The organism is Streptomyces sp. NPDC031225 (assembly GCF_055570355.1).
This window is the reverse complement of sequence record NZ_JBVIHJ010000025.1, coordinates 43,622-61,875: the sequence shown is the minus strand read 5'-3', so window position 1 is coordinate 61,875 and position 18,254 is coordinate 43,622. Positions and strand designations below refer to the sequence as shown.

Sequence of the window (18,254 nt, the reverse complement as noted above, 5' to 3'; positions counted from 1 at the left end):
GGCGGACCATGAAGATCCTCATCAGCGCCGACATGGAGGGCGCCACCGGCGTGACCTGGCCGGCCGACGTGCTGCCGGGGACGCCGCAGTGGGAGCGGTGCCGGTCGATGTTCACCTCGGACGTGAACGCCGCCGTGCTGGGCTTCTTCGACGGGGGCGCCGACGAGGTACTCGTCAACGAGGCCCACTGGACCATGCGCAACCTGCTCCTGGAGCGGCTCGACGAGCGCGCGCAGATGCTCACCGGGCGGCACAAGTCGCTGTCCATGGTCGAGGGTGTCCAACACGGCGACGTCGACGGCATCGCGTTCCTCGGCTACCACGCGGGCGCGGGCCAGGAGGGCGTCCTCGCCCACACCTACCTCGCCAACTCCATCACCGGGGTGTGGCTGAACGACGTACCCGCGAGCGAGGGGTACCTCAACGCGCACGTGGTCGCCGAGTACGGCATCCCCGTCGTCCTGGTCACCGGGGACGACGTGGCCTGCGAGGACGCCCTCGGCTACGCCCCCGAGGCGCTGAAGGTCGCCGTGAAGGACCATGTCTCGCGTTATGCCGCCGTGTGCCGTACACCGGCCCGCACGGCCGCCGACATCCGGGCCGCGGCCAAGGAGGCGGCCCGGCTGGCGGTCCGTCAGGAGCCGGTCCAGGCGGGGCCGTTCACGATCGCCGTCGAGTTCGACGCCGAGCACCTCGCCATGGCGGCGACCGTCGTGCCGGGCGTGGAGCGGATCGGGGCGCGCAGGGTGGCGTACACCCACGAGACCATGTACGAGGGAATTCGTACCTTCAAGGCGGTCACGACGATCGTCTCGGCCGCCGTGGAGGAGCAGTATGGCTGACCAGCAGGCACTGGACGAGGTCGTCCGGTTCACCTCCGACCTCATCCGTATCGACACCACCAACCGGGGCGGCGGCGACTGCCGGGAACGCCCCGCGGCCGAGTACGCGGCCGAGCAGCTGGCCGGAGCCGGCCTGGAGCCCCTGATGCTGGAGCGCACCAAGGGCCGTACGAACGTCGTCGCCCGCATCGAGGGCACCGATCCGTCGGCGGACGCGCTGCTCGTCCACGGTCACCTGGACGTCGTGCCCGCCGAGGCCGCGGACTGGAGCGTGCACCCCTTCTCCGGGGAGATCCGCGACGGGGTCGTCTGGGGGCGCGGCGCGGTCGACATGAAGAACATGGACGCGATGATCCTGGCCGTCGTGCGGAGCTGGGCCCGGCGGGGCGTACGGCCCCGGCGGGACCTCGTGATCGCGTTCACCGCGGACGAGGAGGCCAGCGCCGTGGACGGCTCGGGCTTCCTCGCCGACGGGCATCCCGAGCTGTTCGAGGGCTGCACGGAGGGGATCAGCGAGTCGGGGGCGTTCACCTTCCACGACGGCGCGGGCCGGCAGATCTACCCCATCGCGGCGGGGGAGCGCGGTACGGCCTGGCTGAAGCTCACCGCACGCGGTCGCGCCGGACACGGCTCCAAGGTCAACAAGGAGAACGCCGTCACGCGGCTCGCCGCCGCCGTGACCCGCATCGGCGAGCACGAATGGCCGCTGCGGCTGACCCCGACCGTCCGCGCCGCCCTCACCGAACTCGCCGCCCTCTACGGCATCGAGACCGACCTCGCCGACGTGGACGGTCTGCTGGAGAAACTGGGCCCCGCCGCCAAGCTGGTCGAGGCGACCGTGCGCAACAGCGCCAACCCGACCATGCTGGACGCCGGTTACAAGGTCAACGTCATCCCGGGGGAGGCCGTTGCGTACGTGGACGGCCGCTGTCTGCCCGGCGGCGACGACGAGTTCCGCGAGACCCTCGACAAGCTCACAGGGCCTGACGTGGACTGGGAGTTCAGCCATCGCGAGGTCGCCCTCCAGGCTCCGGTCGACTCACCGACGTACGCCGGTATGCGAGCCGCCGTGGAGGAGTTCGCGCCCGAGGGGCACGTCGTGCCGTACTGCATGTCCGGTGGCACGGACGCCAAGCAGTTCTCCCGTCTCGGCATCACCGGGTACGGGTTCGCGCCCCTGAAGCTCCCGGTGGGCTTCGACTACCAGGCCCTGTTCCACGGGGTCGACGAGCGCGTCCCGGTGGAGGCACTGCACTTCGGCGTACGGGTACTCGACCGGTTCCTGCGGACAGCCTGAACACCATGGGGGAGAACGTGCAGACGTCGCCATACGGTTCCTGGCCCTCGCCCGTCGATGCGGCGCTCGCGGCCGCGCACGACGGACACCCCGAATGGCTGGGCTTCGTGGGGGACGAGGTGTGGTGGACCGAACCACGGCCCGCCGAGGGCGGCCGCCGCACCCTGGTCCGCAGACGCGCCGACGGCCGGGAGGAGTCGGTGCTGCCCGCGCCGTGGAACGTGCGCAGCCGGGTCATCGAGTACGGCGGTCACCCCTGGGCCGGTGCGGTGATGGCCGGCGCACCCCTCGTGGTGTTCGTGCACTTCGCCGACCAGCGGCTGTACCGGTACGAGCCCGGGGCCGAGCCGCGCCCCCTCACCCCCGTGTCCCCGGTGGGCGGCGGACTCCGGTGGGCGGAACCGCAGGTGAGGCTCGACCTCGGCGAAGTGTGGTGCGTCCTGGAGGAGTTCACCGGCGACGGGCCCACCGACGTACGCCGGGTGCTCGCCGCGGTGCCGTTGGACGGCTCGGCCGCACAGGACCGGGACGCGGTGCGTGAACTCAGCGACGACCGCCACCGGTTCGTCACCGGACCCCGGCTCTCACCCGACGGTTCACGCGCCGCCTGGCTCGCCTGGGACCACCCGCGCATGCCCTGGGACGGCACGGAGCTGATCGTCGCCGAGGTCCACCAGGGCACGCTCCGGGAGCCCCGCACGGTGGCCGGCGGACCGGAGGAGTCCATTGCCCAGGCCGACTGGTCGCCCGACGGCCGTCTCCTGTACGCGAGCGACCGCACCGGCTGGTGGAATCTCTACCGCGACGGCGAGCAACTCTGCCCGCGCGAGGAGGAGTTCGGCGGAGCCCTGTGGAAGCTCGGCCACCGCTGGTTCGCCCCGCTGGACAGCGGTCTGATCGCCGTCGTGCACGGCAGCGGCTCGACCGCGCTCGGCATCCTCGACCCCGAGACCGGTGAACTCGTCGACGCGGCGGGCCCCTGGACCGAGTTCGCGCCCACCCTCGCGGTGCACGGCGAGCGGGTTGTCGGCGTCGGCGCCAGCCCGCGCACCGCCTACGAGGTCGTCGAGCTGGACACGCGCACGGGCCGGGCCCGGGTGATCGGTGCCGGGCACGACGACCCGGTCGACCCCGTCCACTACCCCGAACCGCAGATCCGCACCTTCACCGGACCGGACGGCCGGGACATCCACGCCCACGTCTACCCGCCCCACCACCCCGGGTACGTGGCGCCGGGCGGCGAGCTGCCGCCCTACGTCGTGTGGGCGCACGGCGGCCCGACCGGACACGCCCCGCTCGTGCTCGACCTCTCGATCGCCTACTTCACCTCCCGCGGCATCGGCGTCGCCGAGGTCAACTACGGCGGCTCGACCGGCTACGGCAGGGAGTACCGTAACCGGCTGCGCGAGCAGTGGGGCGTGGTCGACGTCGAGGACTGCGCGGCCGTCGCGCTCGCCCTCGCCGACGAGGGCACCGCCGACCGGGACCGGCTGGCCGTCCGCGGCGGCAGTGCCGGTGGCTGGACCGCGGCCGTCTCGCTCACCGTGACCGACGTCTACGCCTGCGGGACGATCGTCTACCCGATCCTCGACCTGGCGGGCTGGGGCACCGGGGAGACCCACGACTTCGAGTCGCAGTACCTGGAGAGCCTGGTCGGACCGCTCGCCGAGGTCCCCGGACGATACGCCGAACGCTCACCCGTCGAGCACGCCGACCGGGTCACCGTGCCCTTCCTGCTGCTCCAGGGCCTGGACGACGTGATCTGCCCGCCCGCACAGTGCGAGCGGTTCCTCTCCCGGATCTCGGGGCGCCAGGTACCGCACGCGTACATCGCGTTCGAGGGGGAGGGGCACGGGTTCCGGCGGGCCGAGACGATGACCCGGGCACTGGAGTCCGAACTCTCCCTGTACGCCCAGGTGTTCGGGCTGAACCCGCCCGGCGTCCCGACCTTGGAGCTCACCAAGTGACAGCACTGCTGAGGCCGTCCAGACTCGCACCCGGCGCCCGCGTGGCCGTGGTCGCGACCAGCGGGCCCGTACCGGAGGAGCGGCTCCAGGCCGGACTCGACGTACTGCGCGGCTGGGACCTCGACCCCGTGGCGGGGCCCCATGTCCTGGACCGGCACGGCGAGTTCGGCTACCTCGCGGGCACCGACGCCGACCGGGCGGCCGATCTCCAGAACGCCTGGTGCGACCCGTCCGTGGACGCGGTGCTGTGCGCCCGCGGCGGTTACGGCGTGATGCGGATGGTCGAACTGCTCGACTGGGAGGCGATGCGCGCGGCCGGGCCGAAGGTGCTGGTCGGGTTCAGCGACGTCACCGCGCTGCACGAGGCGTTCGCCGCCAGGCTCGGCCTGGTCACGTTGTACGGGCCGATGGCCGCGGGCGCCGACTTCATCAAGAACGCACGGGCCCAGGAGCACCTGAAGGCGACCCTGTTCGCGCCGGAGACGGTCCGCACGATCGCTTCCGGCGGCACGGCCCTGGTCCCCGGCCGGGCGCGCGGTGTCACCCTCGGCGGCTGTCTGTGCCTGCTCGCCTCCGAACTGGGCTCGGCGCACGCCAGGACGGGTGCGCGCGGCGGGCTGCTCTGTCTGGAGGACGTCGGTGAGGAGACGTACCGCCTCGACCGCTATCTGACCCAACTCCTGCGCGCCGGCTGGCTCGACGGGGTGCGTGGGGTGCTCCTCGGGTCGTGGGAGAGGTGCGATCCGTACGAGAGGGTGCGTGCGCTGCTGCTCGACCGGCTCGGTGGTCTCGGAGTGCCCGTCGTCGAGGAGTTCGGATTCGGCCACTGCGAGGGGGCGTTGACCGTGCCCTTCGGGGTGGCGGCCGAACTCGACGCCGACGCGGGCACGTTGACACTCGACGAACCGGCCCTGCGATGAGCACCGCTCGCTGAACTTCTGTCAGAAACACCCGTCACGGCGATTGACCCTGTCTGACACGTGTCACACCATGACAACCGACCGGTACGTACCGGTCGGTAGGTCGGGTTGTCCTCAGCGTGGAGGTCCTGTGTCCCGTCGTGTGCTCGGATCCTGTGTTCCGCTCGCTCTCCTGCTCGGCGCCACACTCACCGCTCCCGCCACCGCGGACGGCCAATACACCGTCACGGCACTGAAGTTCACCGTCCAGGCCGACGGCCGCTCCTGCACCGTCGACGCCGACCTGTACCGCCCTTCCGGCGTGGGCAGGGCACCCGCCGTGCTCACCACCAACGGCTTCGGCGGCAGCAAGTCCGACGGTTCCACCGCCGCCACCGCCAGGGCCTTCGCCCAGCGCGGCTATGTCTCGCTCGCCTACTCCGGGCTCGGCTTCGGCGGGTCGGGCTGTCTCATCTCCCTCGACGACCCCCGCATCGACGCCAGGGCCGCCTCGGCGCTCATCGACTTCCTGGCCGGCAAGCGCGCCGCCGATGACGGGACCAGGGCCGACTTCGTCACCCTCGACGGCCCCGGGGACCCGCGCGTCGGCATGATCGGCGGCTCCTACGGCGGCGCCGTCCAGCTGGCGACCGCCGCCGTGGACCACCGGGTGGACGCGCTGGTGCCGATGATCACCTGGAACGACCTGGCGTACTCCCTGGACCCGAACAACACGACGGGCCGCACAGGCGTCCCGGGTGCCTTCAAGTGGCAGTGGGCCAACGGCTTCTACCTCGTCGGCGAGCGACTGCCGCTGACCGCGGCGAACCTCGACCCGACCCGGATCAACTCCCTCGGCTGTCTGCACTTCGTCACCAAGGCCTGCGACACCGTCCGCACCCTCAACTCCGGGACCTATCCGGCCGACCGCACGGCCGAGCTCCTCGACTACTCCCACAGCGTCTCGCCGGTGTCGTACCTGAGCCGCGTCACGGCACCCACCCTGCTGGTCCAGGGGCAGGCCGACAGCCTCTTCAACCTCAACGAGGCGACGGCGACGTACAAGACGCTCAGGGCGCAGGGCACGACCGCCAAGATGATCTGGCAGTCCTGGGGGCACAGCGGAGGGGTCACCGACCCGGCGGCCGGTGAGCTCAACTTCGCCCAGGGCAACCTGGAGACCAGCTATGTCGGCCGGCGGATCCTCGCCTGGTTCGACCGCTACCTGCACCGGCAGAAGAAGACCGACACCGGCCCGGCCTTCGCCTACTACCGCGACTGGATCACCGACCCGAACGGCACCTACGCCACCGCCGGCCGCCTGCCCGCCCTCAGCCACAGGCTCTACCTCTCCGGCGACGGCAAGCTCGTCGACAACAGCCGCAAGGTCGCGCGCGGGAGCCGGTCGTACAGCAACCAGCTTGCCCCCACGAGCCATTCGGAGAGTTCACTGGCCGGCATCGTCGGCCTCCCGGACCCGGCGCCGTACGACACCGCCGGCACCTACGCCGACTGGACCAGCGCGCCACTGACCCGGACCCTCGACGTCGTCGGCGCCCCCAAGGTCACCCTCAAGGTCAGGTCCCCCGAGGCCGAGCGCACCCAGGACTCCGGCGACGCGGCCGACAAGCTGGTCCTGTTCGCCAAGATCTACGACCTCGCGCCCGACGGCACCAGGACGCTCGCCCACCGGCTCGTGGCCCCGGTCCGGGTGCCCGACGTGACGAAGCCGTTCACGGTGACCCTCCCGGGCGTCGTCCACCGGTACGAGAAGGGACACCGGCTCCAGCTCGTGATCGCGGCGAGCGACGACGCGTACTTCGGGAACCGGGGGATCAAGTCCGTGACCGTGGTGAGCGCGCCCCGTAGGGCCGGGGTGCTGGAGCTGCCCGTGGCGACGCGGTGAGTCACCCGGAGGGCAGCCCTCACCGTGCGTGACCAGGTCTTCGGGCTCACCCTGGGCGCATGAGCCCGAAGACCTCCGAGCGCGGCACAGGCACAGGCAAAGGCAGGAGCGGGGCGGTGACACCGGCCAGGGCGATCGTCCTGCTGCTCGCCGTCCTCGCCCTGATCTTCATCTTCGAGAACACCCGGGAGACGAAGATCAGGCTGCTGATCCCCGACGTGACGATGCCGTTGTGGACGGCGCTGCTCGCCACCGGATTGATCGGTGCTCTGTGCGGGGCGTATTTCATGAAGCGGCGCACCTAGCGGACCGTAGGGTTGCGGGATGTCGCACACCGCTTCCCGCTGGCTCGCCGAAGGCCCCCGCGTTGGCATACGCCATTTCACCCACCAGGACGGCGCCGAGTTCGCCGCGCTGGCCCGCGAGAGCAAGGACCTGCACCGGCCCTGGCTGTTCCCGCCGGACAGCGTCCCCGCCTACAGCGCCTACGCGGGCCGGCTGATCGAGGACCGGACCAAGGCGGGATTCCTCGTCTGCGAGAAGGACGGCGAGCGGGGCGACGGGGCCATCGCCGGGTTCATCAACATCAACAACATCGTCGAGGGCGGCTTCCAGTGCGGGGCCCTCGGCTACGGCGCCTTCGCGCACGCCGCCGGGCGCGGGCTGATGCGTGAGGGACTCGACCTCGTGGTCGGCCACGCCTTCGGCCCGATGCGGCTGCACCGCCTGGAGATCAACGCCCAGCCCCGGAACACCGCCTCCATCGCCCTCGCCCGCAGCTGCGGCTTCCGGCTGGAGGGGTTCTCCCCGAAGATGATCTACGTCGACGGGGAGTGGCGGGACCACGAGCGGTGGGCGATCACCGCCGAGATGCGGACTTCCGGTTGACCTTCATGGTGTCGAGGTCCGTGACCGTCGATTTCAGATCGCGGAAACCGTACCCGCACTCCCGCAGCACGCTCTCGGCGCGGTCCTCCGCGATCGCGCCCGCCATCTCCTCGCCGTCCGCCGCGTCCGAGACGACGACGTACCGCATGGAGAAGTGCTTCAGCGGTGCCGGTTCGTACGACAGCGAGCCCTCCTCGGTGAACCGCATGCTCGTCAGGCCGTGCTCCGGCGCCTCGGCGAGCAGCCGCGCGCGGGCCTCCTCGGTGAGCCCGTCCCAGGTGCCCCGGACGATCACCCGGTAGGTGTGCTGCTCACTCACTGTCGCTCCCTCGCGTATCTCCGTGGACGGTCGACTGTACGTCGGCGAGGATGCCTCGCATGCGGAATATCGTCGTGCTGGACGCCCCCTCCAACCTCGGCCTGCGCCCGCCCGCCCCCGGCACCGTGCCCGGCTGTCACAAACTCGCCGGCGCCCTGCGCGAGCAGCGGATCGTGCAGAGACTGCACGCGCTGGAGGGCGGGGTGGTCGTGCCGCCGCGCTACGACCGCGGGGACTGGAAGGAGGGCGACGGGGTCTTCAACGCCGCCGCCATCGCCTCGTACACGCGCAGGCTCGCCGATCGCATCGAACGCCATGTGCGGGCCGGGGACTTCACCGTCGTCCTCGGCGGCGACTGCTCCATCCAGCTCGGCGCCTCGCTCGCCCTGCGCCGCGTCGGGCGGTACGGGCTCGCCGCGATCGACGCCTCGCCGGACTTCCGGCACGCCGGCAACTCCGACCGGATCGGCGCTGCGGGCGGCGAGGAGGTCGCGCTGGGCACCGGGCGAGGTCAGGAGGACCTGACGGACCTGGAGGGACTGAGGCCCTATCTGCGCGACGAGGACGTGCGGTTCTTCGGGATCCGCGACGCCTTCGAGGAGGACCGGGCCGAACTCGCCGCCCTGAAGATCCCCGTCGTGACCGTCGACGACATCCGGGAGTGGGGCGCGGACGCCCTCGCCCGGGCCACCGCCCAGGCCTTCGAGATCCCGGAGATCGACGGGTTCTGGGTGCACCTGGACGCCGACTCCCTCGACCCGTCGGTCATGCCTGCCGTCGACAGCCCCGACCCGGACGGGCTGCTTCCCGGCCAACTCGTCGCACTGCTCAGGCCGTTGCTCGCCTCACCCGCGTGCGTCGGCCTCAACATCACCATCTACGACCCCGACCTCGACCCCGAGGGCACCGCGGGCGCCCTGCTCGCCGACATCGTCGTGGACGCCTTCGCGCAGGCCTAGGAGACGTTGCGGTCCACGTACTCGTACACCACCCCGTCCGGATGCATCACGATCAGATTGCGGCCCGCCGGCGTCGGTACCGGGCCCGCGATGATGCGGGCACCCAGCTCGCCGAGCACCTGACACGCCTCGTCGACGTCCTTCACGGCGATGGTCGCCGCGACCTTGCGCAGCACCTCCAGCTCCGCCTCGGGCCCGCTCATCAGCAGGAAGCAGCCCACCGCGGCCACCTGGACGCCGGCCCGCTCGAAACGGAGGGCCTTCGCGCCCGCCAGCCGTTCGTAGAAGACGACCGCGCTCTCCAGGTCGTCGACGCAGACGCGCAGCGTGGTTCCCAGAATCTCCATACCGACGAGCCTAGTTCGGGCGGCCGGGCCGAGGAGATCGTTTCACGCGATCCTCCCGACCCGGCCACGGGTGTGCGTACGCGCACGGCACGGAGCGGTTGAGGACGGCGTTATGCGCACAGGCGTGCGGGTACCCGGCGGCCATGGAGCGCTTGGATCACCTGGAGCATCTGGACAAGCATCTGGTCGACGAGCTGGCGCAGGTGGCGCGCGAGACCGTGCGGGAGGAGCTGCGCGAGCAGACGCGCAAGCAGCGCCGTACGGCCGTGCTGTACGCCGCGTCCGGCGCCGTCGCCCTGTACGCGGGCGCGGCCGTGGCACTCGCCGTGGGCCTCGGGCTGCCCGACTGGGCCGCCGCGCTGATCACCGGCGCGATCCTGGGCGCCGTGGCCTATGTGCTGCGCGGCGCGGCCAGGCCCTCCGCGCACCGGCCGACGGCCGGCCCGGAGGCGGACGCCGCGGCAGGCCGAGTCGCCGACGGCACGGCACCGGCGAACCCGCCGTATCCGCCCATGCCGCCGGTCGCCCCCGGCGCACCGGCGCCCGGTACGACGCCCACGCAGGCCGGGAACGACCCCGAGCAGCCGCACCACCGGGCGTGACCCGAGGTGCCCGACGCAAAGAAGGAACCAGGATTGAGGCACGGCAAGGTCGTGGTGGTGACCGGAGCCACCGGCGGCGTGGGACGGGCCACGGCCCGGGCCTTCGCCGAGAAGGGCGCCCGCGTCGCCCTGCTGGCCCGGGGCCGCGAAGGCCTGGAGGCCGGCGCCGACGATGTACGGCAGGCGGGCGGCGAAGCCCTCGTCGTGAGCGTCGACATGGCCGACGCCAAGGCGGTCGACGACGCGGCCCAGCAGGTCGTCGACGCCTTCGGGCACATCGACGTCTGGGTCAACAACGCCTTCACCGGCGTCTTCGCGCCGTTCACCGAGATCACCGCGGACGAGTACCGCCGGGTGACCGAAGTGACGTACCTGGGCTATGTGTCCGGCACCCGGGCGGCGCTGCGGCACATGCTGCCGCGGGACCGGGGCACCATCGTGCAGGTGGGATCCGCGCTGGCCTACCGGGGCATCCCCCTGCAGTCGGCGTACTGCGGGGCCAAGCACGCCATCCAGGGGTTCAACGAGTCCCTGCGGTGCGAGCTGCTGCACTCGGGCACCGGTGTCCGTACGACAATGGTGCAGATGCCAGGCCTCAACACCCCGCAGTTCGACTGGGTGTTGAACCGGATGCCGGGCCGGGCCCGCCCGGTGGCGCCGGTGTACCAGCCGGAGATCGCCGCCCGCGCGGTCGTCCACGCGGCCTCTCACGCGCGGCGGCGGGAGTACTGGGTCGGCGGATCGACGGCGGCCACCCTCATCGCCAACGCGGTCGTGCCGGGGCTGCTGGACCGCTACCTCGCCCGCACCAACGTCGAGGCACAGCAGGACGAGGGCCGGCACGACGGTCCCGGGAACCTGTGGGCTCCCGTGGACGGACCGCACGGGCGGTTCGACGAGGAAGCCATTTCGTCCAGCCCGCAGGAGTGGATGTCCCGGAACCGCAATCGCGTGCTCACGGCGGTCGCCGCCGGGGGGCTCGCCGCGGTGACGGCCCGGCTGCGCCGACGGGGCTGAGCAGGCTCATGATGTGAAGTGGAGGAGCACCGGTGCTCCTCCACCGAGTCCCACCGTTCACGCCTGCTGGAGCTGGGGCAGCACCTTCGTCCGGTAGAAGTCGAAGAACCCGCGCTGGTCCGGGCCGATCTGGTTGACGTAGACACGGTCGAAGCCCGCGTCGGCGAAGGCGCTCAGCGCGGAGACGTGCTCGTCGACGTCGTCCCCGCACACCGACTTCTCGGTCACCATCTCCTCGGTGACCAGCGGCTCCAACTGCTCGAAGTGGCTGGGCGAGGGCAGGATCTGGGCCATCTCACCGGGCAGGAACTGGTTGAACCACAGCTTGCGGACCGTACGGACGCATTCCTCGCGGTCCGTGCCGTAGCAGACCTTCGTCCCACCGCTCACCGGCTTCCCGGCGCCGCCGCCCTTGCGGAACTGCTCGACCATCGACTCCTCCGGCATCATCGTGATGTAGCCGTCGCCGACCCGGGACGCGAGCGCCGTGGCCGCCGGCCCGAAGCCGGAGATGTCGATGGGGACGGGCTCGTCGGGAACCGTGTAGAGGCGGGCGTTCTCCACCGTGTAGTGCGTGCCGTGATGGTTGACCTCCTCGCCCGTGAAGAGGCGGCGCATCACCTGGATCGACTCCTCCAGCATCTCCAGCCGGATGTGCGCGGGCGGCCAGACATGACCGAGGACGTGCTCGTTGAGGGCCTCGCCGGAGCCGACGCCCAGCCGGAAGCGGCCGTTCGTCATCACCGCCGAGGTCGCCGCGGCCTGAGCCACCACCGCCGGGTGCATCCGCACGGTCGGGCAGGTCACGGCCGTCTCGATGGGCAGGGAGACCGCCTCCGACAGCGCGCCGATCACCGACCACACGAAGGGGCTCTGGCCCTGCGCGTCGTTCCACGGGTGGTAGTGGTCGGAGATCCACAACGAGCGGAATCCGGCCTGTTCGGCCATCCGGGCCTGTTCGACCAGCTCCGCGGGACCGAACTCCTCGCACGACAGGAAATAGCCGTATTCGGGCATGGGGGCACCTCCGGCGGGTCCATGAGCAGTGGGCCCGGTCCGAGTACCCGACGACCCATGCGGAAACCGGCGTTTGGGCTCCCCGGCCAGGGGGACGCGGAAGGCTCCCGAGGTACGCGACAGCCCCGGAGGCGAACCGTGAGTCGACCCCGCATCGTGATCGTCGGTGCCGGCTTCGCCGGGTACCGGACGGCCAAGGAACTGTCCCGAAAGGCCCGCGGCAAGGCCGACATCACCCTGCTCAACCCGACCGACTACTTCCTGTACCTGCCCCTGCTGCCCCAGGTCGCCGCCGGGATCCTGGAACCCCGCCGCGTGACCGTCTCCCTCTCCGGCACCCTGCCCCGGGTCCGGCTGGTGCTCGGCGAGGCCGACGGCATCGACATGGACGCGCGAACCGTCCACTACACCGGCCCCGAGGGCGAGGGCGGCACCCTCCCCTACGACCGGCTCGTGCTGGCCGTCGGCAGCGTCAACAAACTGCTCCCCGTTCCCGGGGTCGCCGAGCACGCCCACGGCTTCCGCGGACTCCCCGAGGCCCTGTACCTGCGTGACCACGTCACCCGGCAGGTGGAACTCGCGGCCGCGACCGACGATGAGGACGAGTGCCGGGCCCGCTGCACGTTCGTGGTGGTCGGCGCCGGATACACCGGCACCGAGGTCGCCGCGCACGGGCAGCTCCACACCGACGCGCAGGTCCGCGGCCGGCCCCTGAAGGAGGGCGTACGGCCGCGGTGGCTGCTCCTCGACGTCGCCGACCGGGTGCTGCCCGAACTCGGCGGACACCTCTCCACCACCGCCGACCGCACCCTGCGGGAGCGGGGTGTCGAGGTGCGGACGGGGACCTCCGTCAAGGAGGCCACGTCGGACGGCGTCCTGCTGAGCGACGGCGAGTTCGTCGCGACCCGGACCCTCGTGTGGTGTGTCGGGGTACGGCCGGATCCGCTGGTCGAGTCCACCGGCCAGCCCGTGGAGCGCGGGCGGCTCGTCGTCGACCCGTATCTCCAACTCCCGGGCCGTCCTGAGGTGTTCGCCTGCGGTGACGCGGCCGCGGTGCCCGACCTGGACAATCCGGGAGACGTCACGCCGATGACCGCGCAGCACGCCTGGCGGCACGGGAGGACGGTGGCGCACAACATCGCCGCCTCGTTCGGGGACGGTGAGCGGCAGCCGTACCGGCACAGGGACCTGGGCTTCGTCGTGGACCTCGGTGGCGCCAAGGCCGCCGCCAACCCGCTGCACATCCCCCTGTCCGGGCCCCTCGCCGGTGCCGTCACCCGCGGCTACCACCTCGCCGTGATGCCCGGCAACCGCGTCCGGGTCGCCGCCGACTGGCTGCTGGACGCCGTACTCCCGCGCCAGGCGGTCCGGTTGGGCCTCGGACGGTTCTGGTCGGTGCCGCTGGAATCGGAGTCCCCGGAGCCGGCCCGCGTCCCGGGACGACCGGGGGCGCGCGAGGAGGCCGCCGCACGCTCCGGGCCGGGCGCGGCGACAGAGGAGGACACGAGGCCGGAACCGCCCGAGCCGGCCAAACCCGCAACCGAGCAGGCCGGTCCACCGGAGCTGACGGTCGCCGGGGCGAGCGCCGGCGAGGCCGTGATCGCGGAAGCGAAGGCACGTGAGGCGGCCCGCCCCGCCGAGAACCAACCCGGCGGTGAGCCGAGGAAATCCCTCGGCGCCGCCAAGAACACTGACGCGGACTCCGCGGAAGGAGACTCATGAACACCGGTGAACTCGTCGAACTCGCCCAGCAGTTGCGCGTGGACAGCGTGCGCGCCTCCGCGGCTGCGGGATCCGGGCACCCGACCTCCTCGATGTCCGCCGCGGACCTGATGGCCGTACTCGTCGCGAACCACTTCCGTTACGACTTCGACCGCCCCGAACACCCTGGCAACGACCGCTTCGTGCTGTCCAAGGGCCACGCCTCGCCGCTGCTGTACGCCGCCTACAAGGCGGCCGGTGCCGTCGACGACGAGGAGCTGCTGACGTTCCGCCGGATCGGCAGCCGACTCGAAGGACACCCGACCCCGCGCAAGCTGCCGTGGGTCGAGACGGCGACCGGCTCTCTCGGCCAGGGGCTGCCGGTGGGCGTCGGGATCGCGCTGTCCGGGAAGCACCTGGACCGTACCGGCTACCGGGTGTGGGTGCTCACCGGTGACAGCGAGCTCGCCGAGGGTTCCATCTGGGAGGCCGCCGAACACGCGGGTCACGAGCACCTGGACAACCTCACCGCGATCGTCGACGTGAACCGGCTCGGCCAGCGCGGCGCCACCCGGCACGGCCACGACCTCGACGCCTACGCCCGCCGCTTCCAGGCCTTCGGCTGGCACACCGTCGAGGTCGACGGACACGACGTGGACGCGATCGACCGCGCGTACGGCGAGGCCGCGTCCACCAAGGGCCAGCCCACCGTGATCATCGCCCGCACCCTCAAGGGCAAGGGCGTCGCCGACATCGAGGACCGCGAGGGGCTGCACGGCAAGCCGCTGAAGAACGCGGACGAGGCGATCGAGGAGCTCGGCGGCGTCCGGGACCTCCACGTCCGGGTGCATGAACCGCAGGCGGCCCGCCTGCTGCACTCCGTGCACGCCGGACACCTCGAACTGCCCAGGTGGGACAAGGGCTCAGAGGAGGAGGGCGTCGCCACCCGCGACGCCTACGGACAGGCGCTCGCCGCCCTCGGCAACGGGCGGGCCGACGTCGTCGCCCTCGACGGCGAGGTCGGTGACTCCACGCGCACCGAGTTCTTCGCCAAGGAGCACCCCGACCGCTACTTCGAGTGCTACATCGCCGAGCAGCAGATGGTCGCGGCCGCCGTCGGACTCGCCGCGCGCGGCTGGGTGCCGTACGCCACCACCTTCGCGGCCTTCCTCACCCGCGCCTACGACTTCGTGCGCATGGCCTCCATCAGCGGCGCCGGCATCAACCTCGTCGGCTCGCACGCGGGTGTCGCCATCGGGCAGGACGGCCCCAGCCAGATGGGTCTGGAGGACCTGGCGATGATGCGGGCGGTGTACGGCTCGACCGTGCTGTACCCGTGCGACGCCAACCAGACCGCCCACCTGGTGGCCGCCATGGCGGACCTGGACGGCGTCCGCTATCTGCGCACCAACCGCGGCGAGAGCCCGGTGATCTACGGGCCCGAGGAGGAGTTCCCGATCGGCGGCAGCAAGGTGCTGCGGTCCTCCGCCCGCGACCGGATGACGGTCGTCGCGGCGGGCGTCACCGTGCCCGAGGCGCTGAAGGCCGCCGACGCCCTCGACGGGGAGGGCATCCAGGTGCGGGTGATCGACCTGTACTCGGTCAAGCCCGTGGACCGCGACACCCTGCGGCAGGCCGCCGAGGACACCGGCTGCCTCATGACGGTGGAGGACCACCACGAGGAGGGCGGCCTCGGTGACGCCGTCCTCGACGCGTTCTCCGACGGCCGGCCCGTGCCCCGTCTGGTGCGCCTGGCCGTCCGTACGATGCCGGGCTCGGCCTCGCCCGACGAGCAGCTGCATGCCGCGGGCATCGACGCCGAGTCGATCGCCACCGCCGCCCGACTGCTGGTGGAACAGTCGGTCACCCCGTGAGCAGCGACGACGTACGCACCGTACGGGCGGGACGGCGCACCGTTGAGGTGCACCGGCCGGACAAGGTGCTCTTCCCCGGCGCCGACGGCGCGAAGGAGTACACCAAGGGCGATCTCGTCGACTACCACCGGTCCGTCGCGCCGTTCATGGTGCCGCAGCTGCGGGGCCGTCCGCTGATGCTGGAGCGGTATCCGGACGGCCTCGACGGCCCCCGGTTCATGCAGAAGAACACCCCGGACGGCTACCCGGAGTGGATCAGCCGGGTCGAGGTGTCGAAGGAGGGCGGCACCGTCTGCCACACCGTCTGTGACGACACCGCGACCCTGCTGTACCTCGCCGACCAGGCCGCCCTCACCCTGCATCGCTGGCTGTCCCGGGCGGGGAGCGAGAACCACCCCGACCGGATGGTCTTCGACCTCGACCCGGCCGGGGACGACGACTTCGCGGCGGTCCGGGAGGCGGCTCAGCTGCTCGGGGAACTGCTGGACGAGCTGAAGCTGCCCTCGGCACTGATGACCACCGGCTCCCGCGGACTGCATGTGATCGTGCCCCTCGACGGCCGGCACGACTTCGACGAGGTCCGCGCGTTCGCCAAGGACGCCGCCGACACCCTGGTCGCCGGTCACCCCGACCGGCTCACCACCGCCGCCCGCAAGAAGGACCGCGGCGACCGTCTCTACCTCGACGTACAGCGCAACGCCTACGCGCAGACCGCGGTCGCCCCCTTCACCGTCCGTGCGATCCCAGGCGCCCCGGTGGCCACCCCGATGGCCTGGTCCCAGCTGGACGATCCGGGCCTGGACGCGCGCCGCTGGACCATCGCCGACGCCGTCGAGCAGGCCCGCACCCGTCCCTGGGCCGGAGTGCTGTCCAAGGGCCGGGCGCTGGGCCCGGCCCGGCGCAGGCTGAACGCGTTGATGCCCTCCTGAAGGTTTGGCCGACGGACGAGCGGCCACCCGCAGGGAGAGGTGCCATGTCGAACACAAAGAACTCACCGGAATCACAGACTTCACAGGATTCCCCCAGAGGGAAAGAAAAGGACACGGAAGAGAACGTGGCGGACGAACGGCGGCCCAAGCCGATGGAGGTGCTGCGCGAGGCGCGCGCCCAGCTCACCGAGCTCACCGGCATGACCGCCGAGAACGTCTCCTCCTTCGAACAGACCGAAGACGGCTGGTCGTTGGAGGTGGAGGTCCTCGAACTCTCGCGGGTGCCGGACACGATGAGCCTGATGGCGAGTTACCAGGTCGAACTCGACCACGAGGGGCAGCTCACCGGCTACCGGCGCGTCCGTCGTTACGAACGCGGGCGGGCCGACGCACACCGACGCTAGGCCGTCGTGCCGTTCACACGTCCGTTGACCGGTCCATCACAGACAACTCACCAGTGCACAGACAAGGAGGTGCGGTCGACATGACCGTTGTCCCGGCCCAGCAGAGCGGTGGCGGAGGCGGTAGCAGTGGCCTCTACGACGTTCTGGAACTAGTCCTCGACAGGGGTCTCGTCATCGACGCGTTCGTACGGGTCTCCCTGGTCGGCATCGAGATCCTGAAGATAGACATCCGTGTCGTCGTCGCGAGCGTCGACACCTATCTGCGCTTTGCCGAGGCCTGCAACCGACTCGACCTGGAGGCCGGCCCGCACCGTGACCCCGGTCTGCCCGACCTCGTCGGCGAGATGACCGAGTCCGGCGCGCGCGGCAAGTCCAAGGGAGCGCTGTCCGGCGCCGCGGAGACCATCTCCGACGCCTTCAAGCAGTCGCGTGAGGAGTCCGAGAGCTCCGAGAGGCAGTCCAGGCCGCGGGCCCGCAAGGCCACGGCCACGCGCAGGAAGGAGGAGCAGGAGTGAGCACCTACGTCTACGGCATCACCGCCGCTTCCCACCCCTCGCTGCCGGACGGCATCGCGGGCGTCGGCGCGCCGTCGCTCCCGGTGCGCGTGCTGAAGACGGGTGACCTGGCGGCCGTCGTCAGCGACGCCCCCGAGGGACTGCGGCCCAAGCGGCGGGACCTGCTCGCCCACCAGAACGTCCTGGCCGAGACGGGCGCCGGCGGTGTCGTGCTGCCCATGCGCTTCGGCAGCGTCGCCACGGACGACAGTGCCGTCACCGGAGTGCTGGAGGAACGCGCCGAGCACTACAAGGAGCGGCTCCGGGCCCTGGACGGCAGGGTCGAGTACAACATCAAGGCCACGCACGACGAAGAGGCCGTGCTGCACCGGGTGATGTCCGACAGCCCGGAGATCCGGTCCGTCACCGAGGCCAACCGGCAGGCGGGCGGCGGCACGTACGAGCAGCGGCTCAGCCTCGGCGAGATGGTCGTGGCCGCGGTCAAGGCCCGCGAGGCCGAGGACGCCACCGATGTGCGCACCACCCTGGAATCCGTCGCCGACGCGGTGAGCGTGGGCCCCGAGTCCAGCGGCTGGCTCGCCAACGTGTCCTTCCTGGTGCCCCGCGACTCGGCGGAGACCTTCCTGGCCACCGCGGAGCAGCTGCGCAAGAGCCATGCGCACCTCGAACTGCGGATCAACGGCCCGTTGCCGCCGTACAGCTTCGTGGAGCCGGGCCCGGAGCCGGCGGGTGCCGGGATCCGCTCCGACATGGGAGCCGAGGAGTGAGGCG

At 71.5% G+C, this 18,254-nt stretch carries 19 protein-coding genes; 16 read left to right on the top strand and 3 right to left on the bottom strand.

Annotation, left to right across the window (positions count from 1 at the left end; genetic code table 11):
* The first annotated feature begins 8 nt into the window (after window positions 1-8).
* The 7 genes from ACZ48Z_RS34515 (at window position 9) to ACZ48Z_RS34485 (ending at window position 7,799) form a co-directional block, all read left to right on the top strand.
* Window positions 9-842: a M55 family metallopeptidase gene (locus ACZ48Z_RS34515; protein ID WP_468739845.1), complete on the top strand. Its 834-nt coding sequence runs from the start codon at window positions 9-11 to the stop codon at window positions 840-842.
* Window positions 835-2,139: a M20/M25/M40 family metallo-hydrolase gene (locus tag ACZ48Z_RS34510; RefSeq protein WP_468739844.1), complete on the top strand. Its 1,305-nt coding sequence runs from the start codon at window positions 835-837 to the stop codon at window positions 2,137-2,139. Before ACZ48Z_RS34515 ends, ACZ48Z_RS34510 begins: the two co-directional genes overlap by 8 nt.
* 5 nt (window positions 2,140-2,144) lie before the next feature.
* Window positions 2,145-4,106: a S9 family peptidase gene (locus ACZ48Z_RS34505; RefSeq protein ID WP_468739843.1), complete on the top strand. Its 1,962-nt coding sequence runs from the start codon at window positions 2,145-2,147 to the stop codon at window positions 4,104-4,106.
* Window positions 4,103-5,026 carry a S66 peptidase family protein gene (locus ACZ48Z_RS34500; protein WP_468739842.1) on the top strand — a complete coding sequence of 308 codons (924 nt, stop codon included), beginning with the start codon at window positions 4,103-4,105 and terminating at the stop codon, window positions 5,024-5,026. The genes ACZ48Z_RS34505 and ACZ48Z_RS34500 overlap by 4 nt, the downstream gene beginning before the upstream one ends.
* Before the next feature lie 130 nt (window positions 5,027-5,156).
* On the top strand, window positions 5,157-6,911 hold the full coding sequence (locus ACZ48Z_RS34495) for a CocE/NonD family hydrolase (protein ID WP_468739841.1): 1,755 nt from the start codon (window positions 5,157-5,159) through the stop codon (window positions 6,909-6,911).
* 59 nt (window positions 6,912-6,970) lie between these two features.
* The gene (locus ACZ48Z_RS34490; protein ID WP_468739840.1) at window positions 6,971-7,216 is read left to right on the top strand and encodes a LapA family protein; all 246 of its coding nucleotides are present in this window, start codon (window positions 6,971-6,973) and stop codon (window positions 7,214-7,216) included.
* A gap of 19 nt (window positions 7,217-7,235) precedes the next feature.
* Window positions 7,236-7,799 (top strand): GNAT family N-acetyltransferase, encoded by a 564-nt coding sequence (locus tag ACZ48Z_RS34485; RefSeq protein ID WP_468739839.1) that lies wholly within the window; start codon window positions 7,236-7,238, stop codon window positions 7,797-7,799.
* Here the strand turns inward: ACZ48Z_RS34485 and ACZ48Z_RS34480 are convergent.
* A complete protein-coding gene (locus ACZ48Z_RS34480) occupies window positions 7,771-8,118 on the bottom strand; it encodes a DUF6204 family protein (protein ID WP_468739838.1) in 348 nt (115 codons plus the stop codon). The genes ACZ48Z_RS34485 and ACZ48Z_RS34480 overlap by 29 nt on opposite strands.
* A gap of 59 nt (window positions 8,119-8,177) precedes the next feature.
* On the opposite strand from ACZ48Z_RS34480, the gene ACZ48Z_RS34475 reads away from it, so the two are divergent.
* Window positions 8,178-9,077 carry an arginase family protein gene (locus tag ACZ48Z_RS34475; RefSeq protein ID WP_468739837.1) on the top strand — a complete coding sequence of 300 codons (900 nt, stop codon included), beginning with the start codon at window positions 8,178-8,180 and terminating at the stop codon, window positions 9,075-9,077.
* On the opposite strand, the gene ACZ48Z_RS34470 is transcribed toward ACZ48Z_RS34475, so the two are convergent.
* Window positions 9,074-9,424: a VOC family protein gene (locus tag ACZ48Z_RS34470; protein ID WP_468739836.1), complete on the bottom strand. Its 351-nt coding sequence runs from the start codon at window positions 9,422-9,424 to the stop codon at window positions 9,074-9,076. The genes ACZ48Z_RS34475 and ACZ48Z_RS34470 overlap by 4 nt on opposite strands.
* Before the next feature lie 143 nt (window positions 9,425-9,567).
* Here ACZ48Z_RS34470 and ACZ48Z_RS34465 point away from each other — a divergent pair, with 143 nt between their 5' ends.
* Window positions 9,568-10,026, top strand: a complete 459-nt coding sequence (locus tag ACZ48Z_RS34465; RefSeq protein WP_468739835.1) for a phage holin family protein — start codon at window positions 9,568-9,570, stop codon at window positions 10,024-10,026.
* A 33-nt stretch (window positions 10,027-10,059) separates the two neighbouring features.
* Window positions 10,060-11,043 carry an SDR family oxidoreductase gene (locus ACZ48Z_RS34460; protein ID WP_468739834.1) on the top strand — a complete coding sequence of 328 codons (984 nt, stop codon included), beginning with the start codon at window positions 10,060-10,062 and terminating at the stop codon, window positions 11,041-11,043.
* Between the two features lie 57 nt (window positions 11,044-11,100).
* Here the strand turns inward: ACZ48Z_RS34460 and ACZ48Z_RS34455 are convergent, their stop codons facing one another.
* Window positions 11,101-12,060, bottom strand: a complete 960-nt coding sequence (locus tag ACZ48Z_RS34455) for an LLM class F420-dependent oxidoreductase (RefSeq protein WP_468739833.1) — start codon at window positions 12,058-12,060, stop codon at window positions 11,101-11,103.
* 138 nt (window positions 12,061-12,198) lie between these two features.
* Between ACZ48Z_RS34455 and ACZ48Z_RS34450 the strand changes: the two genes are divergently transcribed.
* From ACZ48Z_RS34450 to ACZ48Z_RS34425, 6 genes are all read left to right on the top strand, one after another.
* A complete protein-coding gene (locus ACZ48Z_RS34450; RefSeq protein ID WP_468739832.1) occupies window positions 12,199-13,782 on the top strand; it encodes an NAD(P)/FAD-dependent oxidoreductase in 1,584 nt (527 codons plus the stop codon).
* Window positions 13,779-15,635: a transketolase gene (locus ACZ48Z_RS34445; RefSeq protein WP_468739831.1), complete on the top strand. Its 1,857-nt coding sequence runs from the start codon at window positions 13,779-13,781 to the stop codon at window positions 15,633-15,635. Before ACZ48Z_RS34450 ends, ACZ48Z_RS34445 begins: the two co-directional genes overlap by 4 nt.
* On the top strand, window positions 15,632-16,564 hold the full coding sequence (gene ligD, locus ACZ48Z_RS34440) for a non-homologous end-joining DNA ligase (protein WP_468739830.1): 933 nt from the start codon (window positions 15,632-15,634) through the stop codon (window positions 16,562-16,564). The genes ACZ48Z_RS34445 and ligD overlap by 4 nt, the downstream gene beginning before the upstream one ends.
* Before the next feature lie 44 nt (window positions 16,565-16,608).
* Window positions 16,609-16,968 carry a gas vesicle protein GvpO gene (locus tag ACZ48Z_RS34435; RefSeq protein WP_468739829.1) on the top strand — a complete coding sequence of 120 codons (360 nt, stop codon included), beginning with the start codon at window positions 16,609-16,611 and terminating at the stop codon, window positions 16,966-16,968.
* 80 nt (window positions 16,969-17,048) lie between these two features.
* Window positions 17,049-17,483 (top strand): gas vesicle structural protein GvpA, encoded by a 435-nt coding sequence (locus ACZ48Z_RS34430; protein WP_328751631.1) that lies wholly within the window; start codon window positions 17,049-17,051, stop codon window positions 17,481-17,483.
* Window positions 17,480-18,250, top strand: coding sequence for a GvpL/GvpF family gas vesicle protein (locus tag ACZ48Z_RS34425; protein WP_468739828.1), 771 nt, complete (start codon window positions 17,480-17,482; stop codon window positions 18,248-18,250). Before ACZ48Z_RS34430 ends, ACZ48Z_RS34425 begins: the two co-directional genes overlap by 4 nt.
* Window positions 18,251-18,254: the final 4 nt, after the last annotated feature.

Excerpts from the sequence above, each read along its gene's own strand:
- ACZ48Z_RS34475 (WP_468739837.1), top strand. The coding sequence starts at position 8,178 with ATGCGGAATATCGTCGTGCTGGACGCCCCCTCCAACCTCGGCCTGCGC.
- ACZ48Z_RS34445 (WP_468739831.1), top strand. The coding sequence starts at position 13,779 with ATGAACACCGGTGAACTCGTCGAACTCGCCCAGCAGTTGCGCGTGGAC.
- ACZ48Z_RS34510 (WP_468739844.1), top strand. The coding sequence starts at position 835 with ATGGCTGACCAGCAGGCACTGGACGAGGTCGTCCGGTTCACCTCCGAC.
- ACZ48Z_RS34505 (WP_468739843.1), top strand. The coding sequence starts at position 2,145 with ATGGGGGAGAACGTGCAGACGTCGCCATACGGTTCCTGGCCCTCGCCC.
- ACZ48Z_RS34455 (WP_468739833.1), bottom strand. The coding sequence starts at position 12,060 with ATGCCCGAATACGGCTATTTCCTGTCGTGCGAGGAGTTCGGTCCCGCG.
- ACZ48Z_RS34465 (WP_468739835.1), top strand. The coding sequence starts at position 9,568 with ATGGAGCGCTTGGATCACCTGGAGCATCTGGACAAGCATCTGGTCGAC.
- ACZ48Z_RS34470 (WP_468739836.1), bottom strand. The coding sequence starts at position 9,424 with ATGGAGATTCTGGGAACCACGCTGCGCGTCTGCGTCGACGACCTGGAG.
- ACZ48Z_RS34490 (WP_468739840.1), top strand. The coding sequence starts at position 6,971 with ATGAGCCCGAAGACCTCCGAGCGCGGCACAGGCACAGGCAAAGGCAGG.
- ACZ48Z_RS34485 (WP_468739839.1), top strand. The coding sequence starts at position 7,236 with ATGTCGCACACCGCTTCCCGCTGGCTCGCCGAAGGCCCCCGCGTTGGC.
- ACZ48Z_RS34435 (WP_468739829.1), top strand. The coding sequence starts at position 16,609 with ATGTCGAACACAAAGAACTCACCGGAATCACAGACTTCACAGGATTCC.
- ACZ48Z_RS34430 (WP_328751631.1), top strand. The coding sequence starts at position 17,049 with ATGACCGTTGTCCCGGCCCAGCAGAGCGGTGGCGGAGGCGGTAGCAGT.
- ACZ48Z_RS34515 (WP_468739845.1), top strand. The coding sequence starts at position 9 with ATGAAGATCCTCATCAGCGCCGACATGGAGGGCGCCACCGGCGTGACC.